The organism is Micromonospora sp. NPDC005686 (genome assembly GCF_042871665.1).
Taxonomy (GTDB): Bacteria; Actinomycetota; Actinomycetes; order Mycobacteriales; family Micromonosporaceae; genus Micromonospora.
Genome location: NZ_JBIAIY010000003.1, coordinates 441,229 through 458,725 on the forward strand (window position 1 = coordinate 441,229; position 17,497 = coordinate 458,725).

Genomic DNA, 17,497 nt, shown 5'->3' on the forward strand with positions numbered 1-17,497 from the left:
CCATCCACATTGGTGTGGTTTCACGCGCTCACTGGGACCACCGGTGCAATCGACCCGCAACAATGGACCGTTGACACGGACGCAACCGTTTGCATTAATGGGCGGCACCCGTGACCCCCACCACATCGGACGAGGGAGCCCGCCGTGCCAGCCACCATCCGGGACGTCGCCCGCGCCTCCGGTGTGCACATCTCCACCGTGTCCCGGACGTTCTCGGCCCCGCACCTGGTCAACCCGGAGACCCGGGTCCGGGTGCTGGCCTGTGCGGAGGATCTCGGCTACCGGCCCAACCGGGCCGCCCGGGCCCTCATCACCGGCCGTACGCACAACATCGGCCTGATCGTGGCCGACATCGCCAACCCGTTCTTCCCGCCGCTGATCAAGGCGGCGGAGGGGCAGGCCCGGCACCGCGACTACCACGTGTTCGTGGCCGACACCAACGAGGATCCGGTCGCCGAGGAGGACCTGGTCCACGCCCTGGCCAAGCAGGTCGACGGCGTGCTGCTGTGCAGCCCTCGGATGAGCAACAGCCTGATCGAGCAGGTCAGCCGCGAGGTCCCGGTGGTGGTGATAAACCGTCAGGTCGCCGGCCTGCCCTGCGTGATGATGGACGTCGGGCAGGGCGCCCGGGCCGCGATCGAGCACCTGCTCGGGCTCGGCCACCGCCGGATCGCGCTGCTCGGCGGCCCGCGCGGCTCCTGGACCGCCCGGGAGATGCGCCGCGCCGCGACCGCCGCCGCCCGGGGCGGGGGAGCGGAGCTGACAGTCCTCGGACCCAACCAGCCCACCGAGACCGGCGGCGGCGCCCTGGCCGAACAGGTACGCCGCAGCGGCGTCACCGCCGTGCTCGCCTACAACGACCTGATGGCGATCGGCCTGATCGAAGGGCTGGACGCGCTCGGGTCGCGGGTGCCGCACGACGTGAGCGTCGTCGGCGTCGACGACATCGCGCTGAGCCGGCTCACCCGACCCAAGTTGACGACGGTGGCCACGCCGACCGCGGCCGCCGGCCGGACGGCCGTCGACATGCTGCTGCAACTGGACTCCGACGCGCCGCGCGGCGCCCGGGGCCGGGGCGCGGCGACCGGCGACCGTCGCACCACCGCACAGGTAATGCTCCAGACCGAACTGGTCGTCCGCGACTCGACCGGGCCCGTCCCCGCGCCCGGCCGGGACGGCACCGGAGCCTGACCAGGTGGCCCGGGCCCGCACAGCACTGCGGACCCGGGCGGCCCGTGGACGGTCGCCGGTGACGTCGTCGCCTCCCACATCCGAGGAGTGAGCGCAGATGCACCCCGCAACGTCCCCCACCGCCGGCGCACCCGCCGGGCGGGATCACCGTACCCCCCTGACCCGACGCCGACTCGTCCGCGGCCTGGCCGCCGTCGCGCTCGCCGTGCCGCTCGCCCTGGGCGCGGCGGGCTGCGGCGACGACTCCGCCGGCGGCGACGGCGGCCCGGTCAAACTCTCCGTCTTCTGGTGGGGCGGTGAGGCCCGGGCGAAGCTGACCGAGGACGCCCTGGCCCTCTACACCAAGAAGCACCCCGATGTGACGTTCGAGAAGACCTGGCAGGCCAACCAGGGCTACTTCGACAAGCTCGCCACGCTGACCGCCGGCGGCAACCCGCCCGACCTGTTCCAGATCGACGACAACTACCTGGCCGAGTACGCCGGCCGCAGCACGACGCTCGACCTGGGCAGCTATCGCGACTCCGGCAAGCTCGACGTGTCGAAGTTCCCCAAGAGCCTGCTGGAGTACGGCGTGGTCGACGGCAAGCTCGCCGGGGTGGCCGCCGGGGAGAACACCCAGGGCCTGGTCTACAACAAGACCCTGCTGACGAAGAACGGGCTGCCCGAGCCCACCACCGGGATGAGCTGGGAGGAGCACATCGCCTGGGCCGAGCAGGTGGCGAAGAAGACGAAGGTGCCCGGCACCCAGGATCCGAGCGCCGACTACAAGGCGCTCTGGGTGTGGCTGCGCCAGCAGGGCAAGGACCTGTACAAGGGCAAGGAACTCGGCTTCACCGCCGAGGACGTGACGAAGTGGTTCGAGCTGTGGAAGGGCGCGCGGGACCGGGGCGCCACCCCGACGCCGGACGTCATCCACGAGGGCAACGCCACCGACATCACCAAGCAGCTCGTGGTCACCGGCAAGGCGGCCACCTCCTGGGTCTGGGCCAATCAGATGCCGGACCTGAAGAAGAACACCAAGGACGAGCTGGGTGTGGTCGCGTACCCGGGTGACCCGAGCGCGCAGTGGGCGCGGGCGTCGATGTACTGGTCGGTGTTCAAGGGCAGCAAGCACAAGGACGTCGCCATCGACGTGATCAACTTCCTGGCCAACGACCCGGAGGCGGTCGCGCTGCTCGGCACCGACCGCGGTCTGCCCTCGAACATGGACCTGCGGGCGAAGGTCAGCGAGACCGCCACCGACCCGGCCATGAAGCAGTCCATCCAGGTCGAGGCCGAGCTGGCGCAGAAGTTCGGCGCCTCGCCCCAGGTGCCGATCAAGGGGCACAGCAAGGTCAAGTCCGAGCTGACCAAGGCCGCCGAGAACGCCCAGTACGGCCGCGCCACCCCGGCTCAGGCGGCGGAGCAGTTCGTCACCGCCTGCAAGTCCGCGATCGCCTGACCCCAGGAAAGGACCGGTCCCGTGGCTCTCACCACGGCGCCCGGCCGGACCCCGCGCACCGGACCGGCCGGCCCTCGCCCCACGCGGCGTCGGGCCGGCCGGGCCCGGCTCGGCGAGGGCCTGGCGGGGTACGTCTTCCTCTCGCCCTGGCTCATCGGACTGATGGGCGTCACGGCGATCCCCATGTTGCTCTCGCTCTGGCTGAGCTTCACCGACTACGACATCCTCACGCCGCTGTCCGAGGTGCGGTGGGTGGGGCTGGCCAACTACGAACGGATGTTCACCGCCGACCCGTCGTACTGGCACGCGGTCCGGGTCACGCTGACGTTCGCGCTGGTCGCGGTGCCGCTGAAGCTGGCCGCCGCGCTCGGTGTGGCGCTGCTGCTCAACCGCGCCTGGCGCGGCGTCGGGTTGTTCCGCAGCCTGTTCTACCTGCCGTCGTTGCTGGGCGGCAGCGTCGCGCTCGCCATCGTCTGGGTGAACATGTTCAACCGGGACGGCGCCTTCAACTCGTTCCTCGCCCTGTTCGGCGTCGAAGGGCTGCCCTGGGTCAACGATCCGGACTGGGCGCTGGAGACGCTGATGGTGCTGGCGATCTGGCAGTTCGGCGCGCCCATGGTGATCTTCCTGGCCGGGCTCAAGCAGGTGCCCACCGAGCTGTACGAGGCGGCGGCCGTGGACGGCGCCGGGGCGTGGCGGCGCTTCCGCGCGGTCACGCTGCCCATGCTCTCCCCGGTGATCTTCTTCAACCTGGTGCTGGAGACCATCAACGGCTTCCAGGGCTTCACCGCGGCGTTCGTGCTCAGCAACGGCACCGGCGGCCCTGTCGACTCCACGCTGATGTACACGCTGAAGCTCTACATCTCCGGCTTCACCGACCTGGAGATGGGCTACGCGTCGGCGATGGCGTGGGTGTTCCTGGTGGCGATCGGCGTGGTCACCGCCGTCTTCTTCAGCACCGGCCGGTTCTGGGTGCACTACTCGGACGGAGATGACGCGTGAGCGCGAGGAGTGAGCCGGTCCTGCGAGCCCCGCAGTCGCGAACAAAGGAGGCGCTGTGACGGCGCTCGCCACGGCCCGCCGCCGCCCGGGCAGCGGCCGGAACGCGCTGCGGCTCGTAGTGCTCGTCGCGATCGTCGCGGTGGTGCTCTACCCGCTGTTCTGGATGCTCGGCACCTCGGTCAAGTCGCAGGCCGAGATCGCCAACAACGTCGGTCTGCTACCCGAACGGTTCACCCCCGGCAACTACCTCGACGGCTGGGCCAACTTCGACATCAGCTTCGGCCGGTTCTTCCTCAACAGCGCTGTGGTCAGCGTGCTCACCGTCGTCGGCAACGCGCTGTCCTGCCTGCTCGCCGCGTACGCCCTGGGCCGGCTGCGGTTCCGGCTGCGCAAGCTGTGGTTCACCGTCATGGTCGGCACGCTGCTGCTGCCCGGGCACGTGCTGATCGTGCCGCAGTACATCCTGTTCCGCAGCCTCGGCCTGGTCGGCGGCGACTGGCCGTACCTGCCGCTGCTGGTGCCGCAGTTCCTGGCCACCGAGGCGTTCTTCGTCTTCCTCATGGTCCAGTTCATGCGCGGCATCCCGCGTGAGCTGGACGAGGCGGCCACCATCGACGGCGCGTCCCCGTACGGCGTCTTCCGGCACGTCATCCTGCCGCTGAGCCGCCCGGCGCTGGTCACCACGGCGATCTTCTCGTTCATCTGGACCTGGAACGACTTCTTCCGGCAGTTGGTGTTCCTGTCCAGCCTGGAGGACTACACGGTCCCGGTGGCGCTGACCCTGTTCATCGACTCGACCAGCCAGAGCGCTGTCGGCCCGATGTTCGCCATGTCGGTGCTGTCCCTGCTGCCGGTGTTCCTGTTCTTCCTGGCCTTCCAGCGGATGCTCGTCGAGGGCATCAACACCAGCGGGCTGAAGGGATGACCGCCGTGCCCGCCGCCATCGACACCGTGCCCGCCGACCCCGACACCGTGCCCGTCGAACCCGACACCGGGCCGGCCCACGCCGGCTGGCGGGACACGCTGCGCGAGGCGACCGACCTGGCGTTGCTCGGCTTCGCCGTGGCGCTCACCGCGCTGCCGGTGCTCACGCTCGCCCCGGCGCTCGCCACCGCCGCCGCCGCGCTGCACGACAGGTCGGTCACCGGCGCCTGGCCCGACGCGCGGACCAGCCTCACCCGGTTCGGCCGCGCGCTGCCGGCCGGGGTTGCGGCCGGCGCCGTCGCCCTCGCCGCCGCCGGGCTGGTCGCCGCCGACCTGGTCGCGCTCGCCACCGGCCGGGTGCCCGGCGGCGGGCCCGCGCTGACGCTCACCGCCGTCGTGGTGGCGGCCCTGCTCGGGTACGCGGGGCTGGTCACCGTCGCGGTCGGCCGCACCGGCGGCCGGGGCTGGCGGGCGGCAGCACGCCGGGTGGCGCGCGCCTGCCCGGAGCGCCCCGGCGTGTGGGCCGCCGCCTCCGGCGTCTGCGCGTTGGCAGTTCTGCTGGGCGTGCTGGTCACGCCGGTCGCGGTGCCGATCCTCGGCGGGTACGCCCTCGCCGCGCTGCACGCGCTGGACGCCCGCCGCCCGGTCGCCGCGCCGGAGCCGTCGTGACCGCCGCCGCCGGGTCCTTCGAGGCCGAGGCCGAGCAGTGCTTGATCGTCGGCGGCGCCGAGGTGGCCCGGTACGTGGTCCGGCCCGACCTGGACCCGCGCCACGGGCCCCGGCCCTACCTGCACCCGGTGCGTACCCGGGCCGGCGCCCCGGTCACCGACGCGCTCCCGGCCGACCACGTCTGGCACCTCGGCGCCTCACTGGCCGTGCAGGACGTGGACGGCGCCAACCTGTGGGGCGGCCGGACGTACGTCCGCGGCACCGGCTACACCTGGCGCGACGACCACGGCGTCATCGCGCACACCGGCTGGCGGGAGCGGACCGCCGACCGGCTCGACCACGACCTCGAATGGCGTGACCGGCACGGCCGGGTGCTGCTGCGCGAGCACCGGCGGATCATCGCCGCACCGGCCGGGGAGGACGCCTGGTGGCTGGACCTGTCCGCCACGCTCACCTCCGCCACCGGCGCTGACGTGCACCTGGGCAGCCCGGCCACGAACGGCCGCCCGGGCGGGGCCGGGTACGGCGGCTTCTTCTGGCGGGCGGCGGCCGACGGGGAACCGCTGGTGCGCACCGCCGAGGCGGAAGGCGAGGAGACGGTGAACGGGTCGGCCGCGCCCTGGCTGGCGTTGTCCGCCTCAGCGCCCGGCGGTGGCGCGTACACGCTGGTGTTCACCGGTCTGGGGCCGGGCGACAGGTGGTTCGTGCGCACCGCGATGTACCCGGGCGTCTGCGTCGCGTACGCGTTCGACAGTCCGGCCGTGGTCGCCGCCGGACGGCCCCGGCACAACCGGCACCGGGTGCTCGTCGCCGACGGCCACCTCGACCCGGCCGACGTGCCGGCCCGGGTGGACGCGGCGGTCGCCCGGTGAGCGAGCCGCTCGGTTCCGGCGCCGCTGTCGCGGGCCGAGGCCGCGCCCGGGGCGGGCCGGAGGTGGTCTGCGTGGGCGAGACCATGGTGATGCTCGCCCCGGCCGACGGCGGGCGGCTGGAGCACGCCACGCGGCTGACTGTCGGCGTGGGTGGCGCGGAGTCCAACGTGGCGGCCGGGCTGGCCCGTCTCGGGCACCGCGCTGCCTGGGTCAGCCGGGTCGGCGACGACCCGTTCGGCCGGCGGGTGGTGGCCGAGGTCGCCGCCGCGGGCGTGGACGTCTCCCTGGTCACCGTCGACCCGGACGCGCCGACCGGGCTCTATCTGAAGGACCCGGGGCCGGGCGGCACCCGCGTGCACTACCACCGGGCCGGATCGGCCGCGAGCCGCCTCGGCCCGGCCGACCTCGGGCGTTCCGGGCCGGCCGGTGTGCGCCTGCTGCACCTGTCCGGGATCACCGCCGCGCTCTCCGGCACCTGCCGTGACCTGCTCGTGTCCGCGCTGGACGGGCGGACGCTGCCCGGCGCCCGGGTCAGCTTCGACGTGAACCACCGCCCGGCGCTCTGGCCCGCCGGCCGGGCCGGCCCGGCCCTGCGCGACCTGGCCGGCCGCGCCGACGTGGTGCTGGTCGGGCTGGACGAGGCGGCCGTGCTCTGGTCGGCGGACGATCCGGCCGCCGTCCGCGACCTGCTGCCCGGCCCGGAACTGGTGGTGGTCAAGGACGGTCCGGTCGGCGCGACGGCGCTGCCGCGTACCGGGCCGGCGGTGTTCGTGCCGGCGCTGCCGGTGGACGTGGTGGAGCCGGTCGGTGCCGGGGACGCGTTCGCCGCCGGGTTCCTCTCCGGGCTGCTGCGCGGCCTCGACCTGCGAGCCTGTCTGCGGCTGGGGCACCTGACCGCCGCGCCGGTGCTGGCCGTGGCGGGCGACACCGCGCCGCCGCCGGACCCGGAGACGATCGCGCGTGCGCTGGCGCTGTCGGAGACGATGTGGACCGCGCAGGTCAGCGGAGGGAGCGGGAGATGAGCGGGCACGACTTCGAGGCTCTGTTCGGCGACGCGCGGGTGATGGTGATCCTGCGCGACCTGCCGCCGCAGGAGACGGTCCGGCTGGCGGAACTGGCGTGGGATCTCGGCATCGCCGTGGTCGAGGTGCCCATCCGTACCCCGGAAGCGGTGCCGGCGCTGCGCGCTGCCGTGACAGCGGGACGGCGGCGGGACCGGATCGTCGGCGCGGGCACCGTGCGCACCCCGGCGCAGGTCGGTCAGGCGGTGGCCGCCGGGGCGGCGTTCACGGTGGCGCCGGGCCTGGACCTGGCGGTGGCCGACGCGGCGGCCGGTCTCGGCGTGCCGCACCTGCCCGGCGTGGCGACCCCGACCGAGGCTCTGCGGGCACTCGACCACGGCCTGGTGTGGCTCAAGGCGTTCCCGGCGGTCAGCCTCGGCCCGGCGTGGTTCCGCGCGGTCGCCGGCCCGCTGCCGGAGGCCCGGTTCGTGGCCACCGGCGGTGTCGACGCCGGCAACGCGGGTGACTTCCTCGCGGCCGGGGCGCGCGTGGTGGCGGTCGGGTCGGCGCTCACCGATCCGGCGCAACTGCCGCGCCTGGCCACGCTCGCGACCGGCGGCGCCGTCACCTGACCGTCGCGTGGCGGGTCCGGTGGCGCGACGGCCGTATCGTCGTAGCCGACACCAGGATCCGGCGGCCGAGGAGGACCTGATCCGCGCTCTTGCCAGGCACGCCGACGCCGGCCGCGCGGTCACCGGACCGTACGGCCGGACGTGGTGGTGGTCCGGACCGCCTTGACGATCGCCGGAATCGACCCGATCAGCAGCACCAGCGCCCAGATCAACGCCACCACGGCGAACACCACGGCGCCCAGGTCGTCGAGGATGCTGACCAGGATCACCGGCACCAGGCCGTGCAGGAACTGCAGCACCACAGTGCACAGCAGTGTGGTCAGCGCCAGCAGCACCAGCCCTTTGTTGCGCAGGAACCGGGGCTCGGCGGCGAGCAGCAGCGCGGCCCAGACCAGTTTGAGCAGCAACGCCAGCCCGAGCAGCACTGCCGCGTCGTCGACCGGGAAGAACCCCCAGACCGCGAGGTACGCCAGCGTGCCGAACGGCGGCGCCAGGAACAGCGAGACCATCACTGTCAGCTCGACGAACGCGACGATCAGCAGGACCAGCGACACCAGCAGCAGCACGATCGAGAAGACGAGCGTGGCCACGCCCTGCACCCGGCCCTGGACCCGGTCCGGCAGCACCAGGCTCAGGCAGAACAGCCCTGTCGTCCACAGCGCCACCACGTCGATCAGCGCCAGGTAGCCGATGCCCCGCCCGGACGGCTCGGACACCGCGCCGACGTCGCCCAGCTCCACGCCGAGCTGCCCGGCGCTGCCCCGCAGCGCGCCGCTCGCGTCGCCGCCGCCGGTCAGCGCCGCCGCGCCCAGCTCCACGCCCACCACCAGCGCCACCGCGAACAGCGCCAGCAGCAGGAACGGCTTGCGCAACTCACCCATTCCGCGTCTCCGTCCCGGTCAGGACCGGGCCAGCGTGACCGAACATCCGCCACCTCCCGGACACCGCAGGAGCACCTCGGTCTCCCGGTCCACGGCCACCTTCGCCACCGCCGGGCCGTCCGCGTCGGGGGCGACCTCGTCGGTGACTGTGACGTCCGCGTCGCCGGGTGCGGGGGCGGTCACCTCGAACGGTGTCGTACCGCGCAGCACCAGCGTGCGCAGCGCTCCCGGGTCGGCCACCCGCAGCCGGCACGCCGTGCCGAAGGCGAGCGTCACCCCGTCGGCGGTGGTGGCCGGATCGGCGGCCGGCGGCAGGCACGTCACCGCCACCGTCGCCGGGTCCACCGTCCCGGTCCCGCGTCCCAGCCGGGCCAGCGCCCCCGGCCCGCCCGCCGGGTCACCCGGGTCGTCGCGGCGCCCGGCCACCGCCACCACGTACAGCGCCACCAGCAGCACGGCCACCGCCACCAGCAGCACCTTCTGCTTGGTGCTCATGGCCGGACGACGGGCGTGAAGCGGATCTCGTCCACCCCGGCGAAGTACCTGTCGGTGCCCTGCGTCTTGCTCACCGCCACCAGCATCAGCGTGTGCGGCCCGCGGGTCAGCGCCACGGTGCCCACGTCCACCTCGCCGGTGCGGACCACGGTCGGGCTGAACCCGAAGAACGTGTCGCCGACCTGCCGGCCGTCGATCAGCCAGATCGTGTTCGCGTAGTCGAACGAAATGGTGCGCACCGTGGAGAACCGCCACGTGCCGTCGGACGGCACGTCCACCCGCACCGTCACCCGGTCACCGACCGCCCGGCCCAGGAAGAACAGCTGCGCGCCGCCGGACCACTCCACGTCGCAGCAGTTCTCCTGCGCCACCACCTCCGCCTTCACGGCGCCGGTGGACTGCACCGCCGCGCCGGAGACGAGCGTCTCCGCCTCCACCGCGACCGCACCGGCCTGCGGGGGCACCGGGGTGTCCGGTCCGCGGGTCACCAACCAGGCCACCACCCCGGCCACGACCAGCACCAGCGCCGCGGCGGCCGCGATCCACGGCCACGGCGCGCGCTTCGGGGGTACGACGGCCCGCACGTCGTACGTGACCCGGCCGCTGGATCGGGAACTCTCCTCCGGTGCGGTGTTCGCCGAGTACGCGAACCCGGTCATGTCGTAGCGCCGGGGCGGCGTGCCCGGCGGCACGGTGAGCCGGACCAGGAACGACACCGAGCCCTGCCCGGGCACCACCCGCTGCGGCTCGGCCACCGTGAACCAGGCCCGCTGGCTGCCCTCCCCGGGCGCGACGTCGAAGACGACGGTGTCCGGCGCGGTGCCCGGGTTCGACACGGTGAACGTCAGCTCACCGGCGTTGCGGGCGTCCAGTGTGAACTGTTCGGCGGCGGCGACGACTGTCCATTCGGTGGTCATGACGGCTCCTCGGGTGACTCGTGGGGCAGGGGTGCGGGGACGTGTGCCCGGCCGACCGCGCGCACCGTCGCCACCCCGGCGGCGGGCTCGGCGGCGTCCGGCGTGGGGTCGGGCGGGACGGGTTCGGGCGGTCCTGCGGCCGCCGGGCCGGTTCCGTCCGGCGCCGGGTCGAGGCGCGTGTCGGCCGGGGTGGCGACGACCTCGACGGTGACCGCCGCCGGTTTCTCCGCCTCGACGATGCGGGTGACCAGCGCGAGCCGGTCGGCGGCGGCCGGTGGCACCCGCACCACCAGGTGGAACGGCCGCTCGGGCGGCTCGTCCAGCACGAACCCGGTCACGCCGGTGGCCAGCTCCAGCGCGGTCCGCATGCCGTACGGGGTGCCGCGCCAGCGGGCCAGCAGCGCGCCGTGCGCGACCAGGTCCCGCAGCCGGCCCACCGGCAACGGCAGCGGAGCGTCGGCGCGGGGCGCGGCGACCACGTGGTCCATCGCCACCCAGCGGGTCAGGTACGCGACGAACCCGTCCGGCGTCCGGTAGGGCGCGAACAGCGCGTCGACGTCGGCGAGCACCGCCTCGTCCGGCGCGTGCAGCGCCTCCATCACGTCCAGCAGCGCGCCCAGCACGCTGCCCGGCCCGGCGGCCCGCTGGTACGCGGCGGGCAGCAGCCGCTCAATCGCCGCTCGGCGCATCCTGCCGCACCACCTCGATGTCGTGCTCGCCGGAGCAGAGCAGCCAGGTGCCGGGGACGGTGACCACATCGGCGGTGGCCTGGTTGGCGCTCGCCGTCCAGTCCGCGCCGTCGCCGCTGCGGAACACGCCGCGCTCGCCGCCGGCCAGCACGAGCCGGCCAGTGCCGGACGTGCCGGTGGGCGCGGTGGCGGCGATGGCGTCGACCGGGACGAACCGGGTCCGGTCCCGCAGCGGCAGGCCGCAGTTGACCATCACCGGCGACCACTGCGGCTGCCCGGCGAGCGTGTCCAGCCGGACCACGCCGCCGCTCTGCGTCGCGGCGAGCGCGAGCGGGCCGCTGAACGCCAGATCCCGGCAGGTGCCGCCGATCCAGCCGGACGCCATCGACTGCCACTTCACGTCGGACTCGAACAGCCGGGTGCGGTGGCAGCCCTGGCCGGGCTTCTTCGGGTCCGGCTCGCCCGCGCCGCACCACAGCAACGTGGCCGGGCCGTCGTACTGCACGGCGAGGACCCGGTTGTCCACGTTGGCGAGGCCGACGTGGGCGAACGTGCCGGGCCGTCCCGCAGCGGTGGACAGGTACACCCCGAATCCGGCCTGCGCGGCCACCGCCACGCCGGGTGCGCCGCGTTCCGAGACGAACGAGCGCACCGCGTAGAAGCCCCGATCCGCGTCGGCCGGGTCGACGAGGATCTGCAACGGCACCGCGCCCGGTAGCAGCGGCACCTCGTACAGCCCGGTGTCGGTGGCCAGCAGCAACGCGCCGGTGCCGTCCCGGTCGATCCAGGCCAGGTCGCGGACGCCGGAGTCGAGGTCGGTCAGCAGCGTCCACGTCTCGCCCAGGTCGGTGCTCAGCCGGACCCGGGAGCCGCCGGCGTCGCGGGTGGTCACCACCGCCACCGAACCGGCCCGGGGGACGACGCCGGGGCGTACCGGGGCGGGCGCGGGAACCACCCGGACCACGGTCTCGCCGTCGAACCGGCCGGCCGGCTCCCAGCCCGCACCGGCGTTCGTGGAGCGGAACAGCACCGGCCCGCCGCCCGCGTACCAGGTGTCGGCCTGGTACTGGTCCACCGCCACGGTCCGCACCTGCGCGTCGGGCGCCTCGTCGACCACGAACCGCACCGACTCGACGTAGCGCACGCCCGGCTCGGCGTGCTCCAGCATCCGGTACACGTTCGAGGCGCGCAGCGGCTCCCCGAACGCCCACCCGGCCGGGTTCAGCGGCGTGGGCAGCGGGCTGAGCGTCTGGTGCAGCCGGTCGTGGATGCGACGGCGCACGGCGTCCACGTCCTCCTCGCGACGGACCACCACCCGGGCCTGGATGGACACCGCCTTGTAGCGGGCCCAGCCCGCCCGAACCGCCGTACCGAGGGCGCGGCGGCGTTCCAGGTCCGCCTCGACCCGCCGCCGGGCCTCCTCCACCGCGTGCTCACGCAGCACCGCCACCGGCAGCCGCCCGCCGGGACGGGCCGCCTCCGGCACGTACGGCACCAGCACCACCTCGACCTCGCCGGGCCGGGCGAAGCTGTAGACGGCGGCCCGGGTGAACGCCCGCGCCCGCGCCACCGCCCCGGAGCCGGTGGCCAGGATCTCGAAGTCCCGGGCGGTCACCGCGCGTTGCTGGGCGAAGAACTCGTACGGCCCGCGCGCCAGCACCGACTCCAGCGACTCCAGTTCCCGGCCGCCGGTGGCGGGCTCCGGGTTGTCCACGGTCACCCCGGGCAGCGGGTCGCGCAGGCTGGTCAGCACGCCCGCCGCCACGTTGCCGGCCGGCCCGCCGCCGCAGCGGTACCACAGCCGCACCTGCCGCCCGGCCGGCGGCGCCGCCGCCACCGTGGTCACCCCGGCCGACCCCTCGACGGCCGGGGCGCCCTCGTCCGGGCGCAGGTCCAGCGCCGGGGCGAACGTGACCACCCCGGAGGCCCGGTCCACCAGGTAGACCTTCGCCTGCGCGCCGACGCCGGCGAAGCTGTCCACCGGCCGCCAGATCTCGTACGTGCGCCCCTCGTGCTCGCGGGCCGCCGCGCCCAACTCGACCGAACCGGCCGGCACCTCCACCCCGAGCAGCAGGTCGAGCGCCTCGGTGGTCCGCGTCAGCGGCGCGTGGGCGGCCCGGAACACCTGACCGGGCTGCCCGGTGCCGGTGCCCAGCAGCTCCGCCTCGACCGGCTCGCAGTGGTGCACCCGTACCGTCGTGGTGGTCTCCCCGGCGGGTAGCACCGCCGGTTCGGTGGTCACGAAGACGACCGGCCGGCTGTCGGCGCCGCGGGCCGCGGCGACGCGGGTGCCGGCCGGCACCCGCACCGGGCCGTGGTCCGGGCCGGTGCGGGTCAGGCGCACGTCCGCCCAGGCCGCCGCAGGTGGGTGCCGGGTGACGCCGAGCAGGTTCAGGAACGCGACGTACGCCTTCTCCGGCAACTGGTTCAGCCGGTAGATCATCACCTCGGTCAGGTAGGCGAACGCCTCCAGCAGCGCCATGCCCGGATCGTGCGCGGACAGGTCGGTCCAGTCCGGGCAGGACCGGGCGATGCGTTCCCGCGCCTCGGTGACCAGGTCGAGGAAGGCGCGGTCGTCCAGGTGCGGCACCGGCAGCGTCATGGCGTGCCCTCCTCGTCTGCGGTCTCCTCGTCGGCGGGCAGCAGGTCGACGGAGAACACCAGGTGGCCGGGGGAGAGGCTGGCCCGGATCCGGTAGTCCAGCCGGATCACCAGCCGCCACGGGTCGTCCGGGTCGGGACCGGCGTCCACGTCCAGCACCTCCACCCGGGGTTCCCAGCGCCGGATCGCCTGCCGCACGTAGTGGATCGCCAGCCCGGCGGTGGTGTCGTCGTTCGGCGCGAAGATCAGCCGGTGCAGCCGCGACCCGTACCCGGGACGCATCAGCCGTTCCCCGGGCGTGGTGGACAGCAGCAGGTACAGCGCCTGGCGTACCGTCTCGTCGCCGTCGGTCATGGCGAGCCCGCCGGCGGCGGTGAGCGCGAGACCACCGGCGCGGCCGGCGTCGAAGCCGGCGCCGACGAAGCGGAACGCCCTCACGCGTCCGCCCCCAGGAATCCCTGCCGCACGTCGCGGACCTGGTGGTGCACGGTGCCCGGCGGGGTGCCGTCGGTGAGCCCGTCCAGGTGCGACAGCACCACCGGCTGCCGGTCCACCCGCACCCACGTGCTGTAACCCACAGTGACGGTCAGCGTGTGCAGGCACGGCTTGACCGTCGGGCCGTAGTTGGGGCAGGCGGTGATGTCGCGCCCCTCCGGGTCGGGCCGCACCAGCACCGGCACACCCCGGACGGTGACCCAGTCCTGGGACGGGTGGTTGCGCACCCGCCCGTCGTGCCCGCAGGTGATCAGCGAGTCGCGGTGGATCCAGCGCATCAGCCACCTCCGGCGGAACGGGCGAGGGTACGGGCCTGCGCGGCAGCGGTCTCGGCGTCCTCGGCCGCCGGGGCGTGCAGGAAGTCCACGGTCCGGCCGCGCACCACGACGGCCCGGCCGGGCGCGGAGAGCACCAGGTCACCGGCCGCGTGCACGGTGGTCAGCTCGGGGCGCAGCTCGACGAAGCTGCCCGCGTCGGTGGCCAGCCGCAGCGTCCGCCCGTCGTCGTCGATCACGATCGACTGCCCGGTGCCGGTCCGCATCGACCAGCGGCGCGAGCGCCCGGACACGATCCCGGTGTCGTACGGCTCGACCGCGCCGAACAGCGAACCGAGCACCACGCCCGAGGCCGGCTCGCCGCCGGGCAGCGCCACCAGCACGGTGTCGTCCGGGTCGGGAAGCGCGACGATCCCCTTGCCCCGGCCCGCGCCCGGGCAGAGCACCGCGAGCCAGCCGGCGTCGAGGTCGCCGTACGCGGGGAGCGCCACCCGGGCCCGGCCCAGCCCGTCCGGGTCGTCGACGTCGGTGACGGTGCCGAGCGTGACGGTCGCCGCCGGTGGCGCGGCCGTCGGTGGCGGGCCGGGTGGCACGGTGGAGAACCGGCTCAGGTGCCCGTCCGCGTCCACCGTGTGCACCACTTCGGTGAGCACGTACACCCCGGCGACCGGCTCCGGCACACCGGCGAGGGTGATCCGCCGCCCGGGCCGCAACGCCGGGTCGCCCTCGGCCGTGCCCTCGGCGGTGACCAGCGCCGCCACCCGGGCGTCCAGTCCGGCCTGGGCCAGCGCGGCCAGCTCGTCGTCGCTGCGGCCGGGCTGGTCGACGGCCGTGCGGACGCCGTCCGCGCCGACGTCGCAGGGGTCCGGGCGCAGCGGGATACGCCGGCCGCTGCGCGCCTCGTCGGCCCGCTGGCCCAGCGGCTCGGCGCGTTGCGGATGCCAGCCCAGTACGGCGCACTCCGCGCCCGCCCGGTCCAGGTTCTCGGTGACCCGCAGCGCGTGCACGGTCTCGCCGAGCGTCAGCGACAGCGGCTCCCCGTACCCGTCCAGCGTGAACAGCCGTACCCGGTCGCCGTCCACGCTCAGGTGCAGCCCGGCCCGGCCGGCCACCTCGCACAGCAGGTCAAGGTCGGTGTGCCGGTGCTGGAGCAGCCGGTCCAGGCGCGGCCCGTCGTCCTCGGCCGCCACGCTCAACCCGAGCCCGGCGCACAGCTCGGCGGCCAGCTCGGTGGCGGTCACCGACTCGAACACGCGCAGCTCCTGCCGCTTGCGCAGCCGGTGCAGCGGGTCGTACGCCCGGATCCGGGCCAGCGCGGCGCCGTCACCGGCGTACTCCCGCTCGACCGCTGTGACCTCGCCGGTGAACAGCGCCTCCGCCTGCCCGTCGAGGCGCACGCCGACGGTGGCGCCGGGGCGTACCGGCGGGTCGAACGGGCCCGCGCCGGGGGCGGCGGTGAGCGTCAGCTCGCACTGCGCCGGCCGGTCCAGCCGCGCGGCGACGCGGATGCCGCGCAGCCGGGACGGGTCGGCCAGCGGCCGGCCGTCGATGGTCACGAGGGCGGCCCGGCTCACGGTGTGCCTCCCGTCGTGGCGGCGTCGGGCGGGACGATGACGGCGCCGGCCGGGGGTACCGCGAGTGCGGTGCCGGCCGGCACCGTGAGCGGGTCGGTGATCCGGTTGTGCTCGGCGAGCAGCCGCCAGCGCAGCGGCGAACCCAGCGCGTCGTGGGCGAGCAGGTCGAAACGCACCCCGGACCAGCCCGGCTCGGCCGCCCCGTCGGCGGCGGCGACCACCGCCGACCCGGGCGCGACAGCGGGTGTGCTCGCCGCGGCCAGTTCCTCCTCGAACCCGGCGCGCGCCGCCTCCGCGCCCTCCGCGACCCGGACCAGCTTCAGCCGCAGCCACGACCGCCGGGGCGTACCGGTGAGCGTGAACGCGTCGAAGCGTTCCGCGATCGCGGTGATCACGCCCGGGACGTTCCAGGTCTTGCCCCAGACCAGGCGGACCAGCGGCGGGCGCAGCCAGCCGTGTTCGACAGTGGAGTTCTCGGCCAGCAACCACAGCGGCCGGGTCAGCGCGCGCACGTCTTCGGGCCGGGCCGGGGACTCCACGAAGTCCACGTCGAAGAGCAGGTCCAGCACCAGTTCGGTACGCCCGCCGCCGGTGAAGACCAGCGGGTCGTCGGCCAGCCCGGCGCCGGTGAGCGCCCCGTCGGGCCCGCCGCGCGGGCGTACCCCGGCCAGCCGGGTCACCCGCACGGTCTCGGGGTTGAGCAGGCAGTCGACCCGGGTGCCGGACTCGTCCACGAGGAAGGCGACGCGCTCCATCAGTCACCCGCCTGTTCCCGGTCCAGCCGCGCCGTGTCACGCCACGGCGTGGCCCGCTCGGGAAGCCATGCCGGTTCGGCCGGGAGCGCCGGCCACGGGTCCGCATGTGTTCCGCGGTCGTTCTGGCCCGCGCCGGCCGCCACCGGGTCCGTCGTCCGGGCCGGGCCGGTGTCGTCCGGCAGGGCCGGCCACGGGCTGGCCCGCCCGGGTCGCTGCCACAGTCGCGCCCGGAACTCGCCGTCGCGCGCCGGGTCGTGCCCGTTCGGGTACGGCGAGCCGGCCGCCCGCCCCGGGTAGTGGCCGCCGGTCCGGTCCTGACCGGTTCCGTGGCCGCCGGCGCGTGTGGCCGGTGCCGGCCGCGTGGCCGGTGACGCGGCCGCGAAGACGAGCGGGAGCACGTCTCCCGGGCTGAGCCGCCGGTCCACCCCGGTGGCCACGGCCAGGTGCCGTTCACGGCCGGGAGGCGCCAGATCCCGGAGTACGCCCACCCGGTCCTCGCCGGATTCGGGCCCCCGCTCGGGCGGTGACGGCCGGCCCGATCCGGTGGACGTCACGCCGCCCTGTGGTCCGGGGGATGTCAGGCGGCCCTGCGGTCCGGTCCTGCCACGACTGTCGGTCGGGCCTGCGGGCCCTGCCGTGCCGGTGCCTGTGGACCTGATGGCGTCGAAGGCATCGGTGCTGCTGACGCCGACGGGGCCCGGCACCGTGGATGCTGTGGCCCAGGTGCGGCCCCGGCTGCCGCTGGTGCTTGTGCCCTCCGCGGCAACGACGGTGCCCGTGGTGCCGTGCGGCAGGGCGCTGCCGGTGCTGCCGGTGCTGCCGGGGGTGCTCCGTGGCCCCGCTGTCCTCGCGACGCTCGCCGTTATCGCCGGATCCGGTTCGCCGGCCGGACCGCTTGACGTCCCGCACCGGCACGCGGGAGTGCCCGCGAGCGCCTGCGCGTCACCCGGCCGCGCGGCCGTGCCCGAGCGGCCGTCCACAGTCGGCGTGGAGGTCGGCGTCCCACCCGTCTCCCTCCCCGGGCCGATCCCCGCGTACCCCGCCCCGGTCCGAGACACTGCCGCCCCACGTGCGCCATCTCCC

18 protein-coding genes are annotated in these 17,497 nt (G+C 74.9%); 8 read left to right on the plus strand and 10 right to left on the minus strand.

Translation table 11 applies throughout. The features are described 5' to 3' along the window. Nucleotides 1-144: 144 nt before the first annotated feature. The 8 genes from ACFYON_RS09140 to ACFYON_RS09175 all read left to right on the plus strand — a co-directional run bounded on the left by ACFYON_RS09140 (nucleotide 145) and on the right by ACFYON_RS09175 (nucleotide 7,732). A complete protein-coding gene (locus tag ACFYON_RS09140) occupies nucleotides 145-1,191 on the plus strand; it encodes a LacI family DNA-binding transcriptional regulator (RefSeq protein WP_355047358.1) in 1,047 nt (348 codons plus the stop codon). A gap of 97 nt (nucleotides 1,192-1,288) precedes the next feature. Further along, nucleotides 1,289-2,632 carry an extracellular solute-binding protein gene (locus ACFYON_RS09145; protein ID WP_354863789.1) on the plus strand — a complete coding sequence of 448 codons (1,344 nt, stop codon included), beginning with the start codon at nucleotides 1,289-1,291 and terminating at the stop codon, nucleotides 2,630-2,632. Nucleotides 2,633-2,653: 21 nt separating this feature from the next. After that, complete coding sequence (locus ACFYON_RS09150; protein WP_354863787.1) at nucleotides 2,654-3,634, plus strand: sugar ABC transporter permease; 981 nt, start codon at nucleotides 2,654-2,656, stop codon at nucleotides 3,632-3,634. Nucleotides 3,635-3,689: 55 nt separating this feature from the next. Further along, nucleotides 3,690-4,559: a carbohydrate ABC transporter permease gene (locus tag ACFYON_RS09155; RefSeq protein WP_354863785.1), complete on the plus strand. Its 870-nt coding sequence runs from the start codon at nucleotides 3,690-3,692 to the stop codon at nucleotides 4,557-4,559. After that, on the plus strand, nucleotides 4,556-5,227 hold the full coding sequence (locus ACFYON_RS09160; protein ID WP_354863783.1) for a hypothetical protein: 672 nt from the start codon (nucleotides 4,556-4,558) through the stop codon (nucleotides 5,225-5,227). The genes ACFYON_RS09155 and ACFYON_RS09160 overlap by 4 nt, the downstream gene beginning before the upstream one ends. After that, a complete protein-coding gene (locus tag ACFYON_RS09165; RefSeq protein WP_354863781.1) occupies nucleotides 5,224-6,099 on the plus strand; it encodes a PmoA family protein in 876 nt (291 codons plus the stop codon). Before ACFYON_RS09160 ends, ACFYON_RS09165 begins: the two co-directional genes overlap by 4 nt. Then, nucleotides 6,096-7,121 (plus strand): sugar kinase, encoded by a 1,026-nt coding sequence (locus ACFYON_RS09170; RefSeq protein WP_354863779.1) that lies wholly within the window; start codon nucleotides 6,096-6,098, stop codon nucleotides 7,119-7,121. Before ACFYON_RS09165 ends, ACFYON_RS09170 begins: the two co-directional genes overlap by 4 nt. Beyond that, nucleotides 7,118-7,732: a bifunctional 4-hydroxy-2-oxoglutarate aldolase/2-dehydro-3-deoxy-phosphogluconate aldolase gene (locus ACFYON_RS09175; protein WP_354863777.1), complete on the plus strand. Its 615-nt coding sequence runs from the start codon at nucleotides 7,118-7,120 to the stop codon at nucleotides 7,730-7,732. The genes ACFYON_RS09170 and ACFYON_RS09175 overlap by 4 nt, the downstream gene beginning before the upstream one ends. 119 nt (nucleotides 7,733-7,851) lie before the next feature. Here ACFYON_RS09175 and ACFYON_RS09180 read toward each other — a convergent pair whose 3' ends face one another. From ACFYON_RS09180 to ACFYON_RS09225, 10 genes are read right to left on the minus strand one after another with little or no spacing between them, the layout of a single operon-like run. Further along, complete coding sequence (locus ACFYON_RS09180; protein WP_354863775.1) at nucleotides 7,852-8,613, minus strand: hypothetical protein; 762 nt, start codon at nucleotides 8,611-8,613, stop codon at nucleotides 7,852-7,854. An 18-nt stretch (nucleotides 8,614-8,631) separates the two neighbouring features. Further along, nucleotides 8,632-9,108 (minus strand): hypothetical protein, encoded by a 477-nt coding sequence (locus tag ACFYON_RS09185; protein WP_354863773.1) that lies wholly within the window; start codon nucleotides 9,106-9,108, stop codon nucleotides 8,632-8,634. After that, nucleotides 9,105-10,025: a hypothetical protein gene (locus ACFYON_RS09190; protein WP_354863771.1), complete on the minus strand. Its 921-nt coding sequence runs from the start codon at nucleotides 10,023-10,025 to the stop codon at nucleotides 9,105-9,107. The genes ACFYON_RS09185 and ACFYON_RS09190 overlap by 4 nt, the downstream gene beginning before the upstream one ends. Further along, a complete protein-coding gene (locus tag ACFYON_RS09195) occupies nucleotides 10,022-10,714 on the minus strand; it encodes a phage tail protein (RefSeq protein ID WP_354863769.1) in 693 nt (230 codons plus the stop codon). Before ACFYON_RS09195 ends, ACFYON_RS09190 begins: the two co-directional genes overlap by 4 nt. Beyond that, nucleotides 10,695-13,316, minus strand: a complete 2,622-nt coding sequence (locus ACFYON_RS09200) for a putative baseplate assembly protein (RefSeq protein ID WP_354863767.1) — start codon at nucleotides 13,314-13,316, stop codon at nucleotides 10,695-10,697. Before ACFYON_RS09200 ends, ACFYON_RS09195 begins: the two co-directional genes overlap by 20 nt. After that, on the minus strand, nucleotides 13,313-13,753 hold the full coding sequence (locus ACFYON_RS09205; RefSeq protein WP_354863765.1) for a GPW/gp25 family protein: 441 nt from the start codon (nucleotides 13,751-13,753) through the stop codon (nucleotides 13,313-13,315). Before ACFYON_RS09205 ends, ACFYON_RS09200 begins: the two co-directional genes overlap by 4 nt. Beyond that, nucleotides 13,750-14,088 carry a hypothetical protein gene (locus ACFYON_RS09210; RefSeq protein ID WP_354863763.1) on the minus strand — a complete coding sequence of 113 codons (339 nt, stop codon included), beginning with the start codon at nucleotides 14,086-14,088 and terminating at the stop codon, nucleotides 13,750-13,752. Before ACFYON_RS09210 ends, ACFYON_RS09205 begins: the two co-directional genes overlap by 4 nt. Further along, nucleotides 14,088-15,659, minus strand: coding sequence for a phage baseplate assembly protein V (locus ACFYON_RS09215; protein ID WP_354863761.1), 1,572 nt, complete (start codon nucleotides 15,657-15,659; stop codon nucleotides 14,088-14,090). Before ACFYON_RS09215 ends, ACFYON_RS09210 begins: the two co-directional genes overlap by 1 nt. After that, entirely contained in the window at nucleotides 15,656-16,414 is a 759-nt protein-coding gene (locus ACFYON_RS09220) for a hypothetical protein (RefSeq protein WP_354863759.1), read from the minus strand. Before ACFYON_RS09220 ends, ACFYON_RS09215 begins: the two co-directional genes overlap by 4 nt. Then, nucleotides 16,414-16,902, minus strand: a complete 489-nt coding sequence (locus tag ACFYON_RS09225; RefSeq protein WP_354863757.1) for a hypothetical protein — start codon at nucleotides 16,900-16,902, stop codon at nucleotides 16,414-16,416. The genes ACFYON_RS09220 and ACFYON_RS09225 overlap by 1 nt, the downstream gene beginning before the upstream one ends. Nucleotides 16,903-17,497 lie beyond the last annotated feature (595 nt).

Coding starts and splice junctions, on each gene's coding strand:
- ACFYON_RS09220 (WP_354863759.1), bottom strand. CDS start 16,414: ATGGAGCGCGTCGCCTTCCTCGTGGACGAGTCCGGCACCCGGGTCGAC.
- ACFYON_RS09200 (WP_354863767.1), bottom strand. CDS start 13,316: ATGACGCTGCCGGTGCCGCACCTGGACGACCGCGCCTTCCTCGACCTG.
- ACFYON_RS09185 (WP_354863773.1), bottom strand. CDS start 9,108: ATGAGCACCAAGCAGAAGGTGCTGCTGGTGGCGGTGGCCGTGCTGCTG.
- ACFYON_RS09210 (WP_354863763.1), bottom strand. CDS start 14,088: ATGCGCTGGATCCACCGCGACTCGCTGATCACCTGCGGGCACGACGGG.
- ACFYON_RS09145 (WP_354863789.1), top strand. CDS start 1,289: ATGCACCCCGCAACGTCCCCCACCGCCGGCGCACCCGCCGGGCGGGAT.
- ACFYON_RS09175 (WP_354863777.1), top strand. CDS start 7,118: ATGAGCGGGCACGACTTCGAGGCTCTGTTCGGCGACGCGCGGGTGATG.
- ACFYON_RS09180 (WP_354863775.1), bottom strand. CDS start 8,613: ATGGGTGAGTTGCGCAAGCCGTTCCTGCTGCTGGCGCTGTTCGCGGTG.
- ACFYON_RS09190 (WP_354863771.1), bottom strand. CDS start 10,025: ATGACCACCGAATGGACAGTCGTCGCCGCCGCCGAACAGTTCACACTG.
- ACFYON_RS09160 (WP_354863783.1), top strand. CDS start 4,556: ATGACCGCCGTGCCCGCCGCCATCGACACCGTGCCCGCCGACCCCGAC.
- ACFYON_RS09195 (WP_354863769.1), bottom strand. CDS start 10,714: ATGCGCCGAGCGGCGATTGAGCGGCTGCTGCCCGCCGCGTACCAGCGG.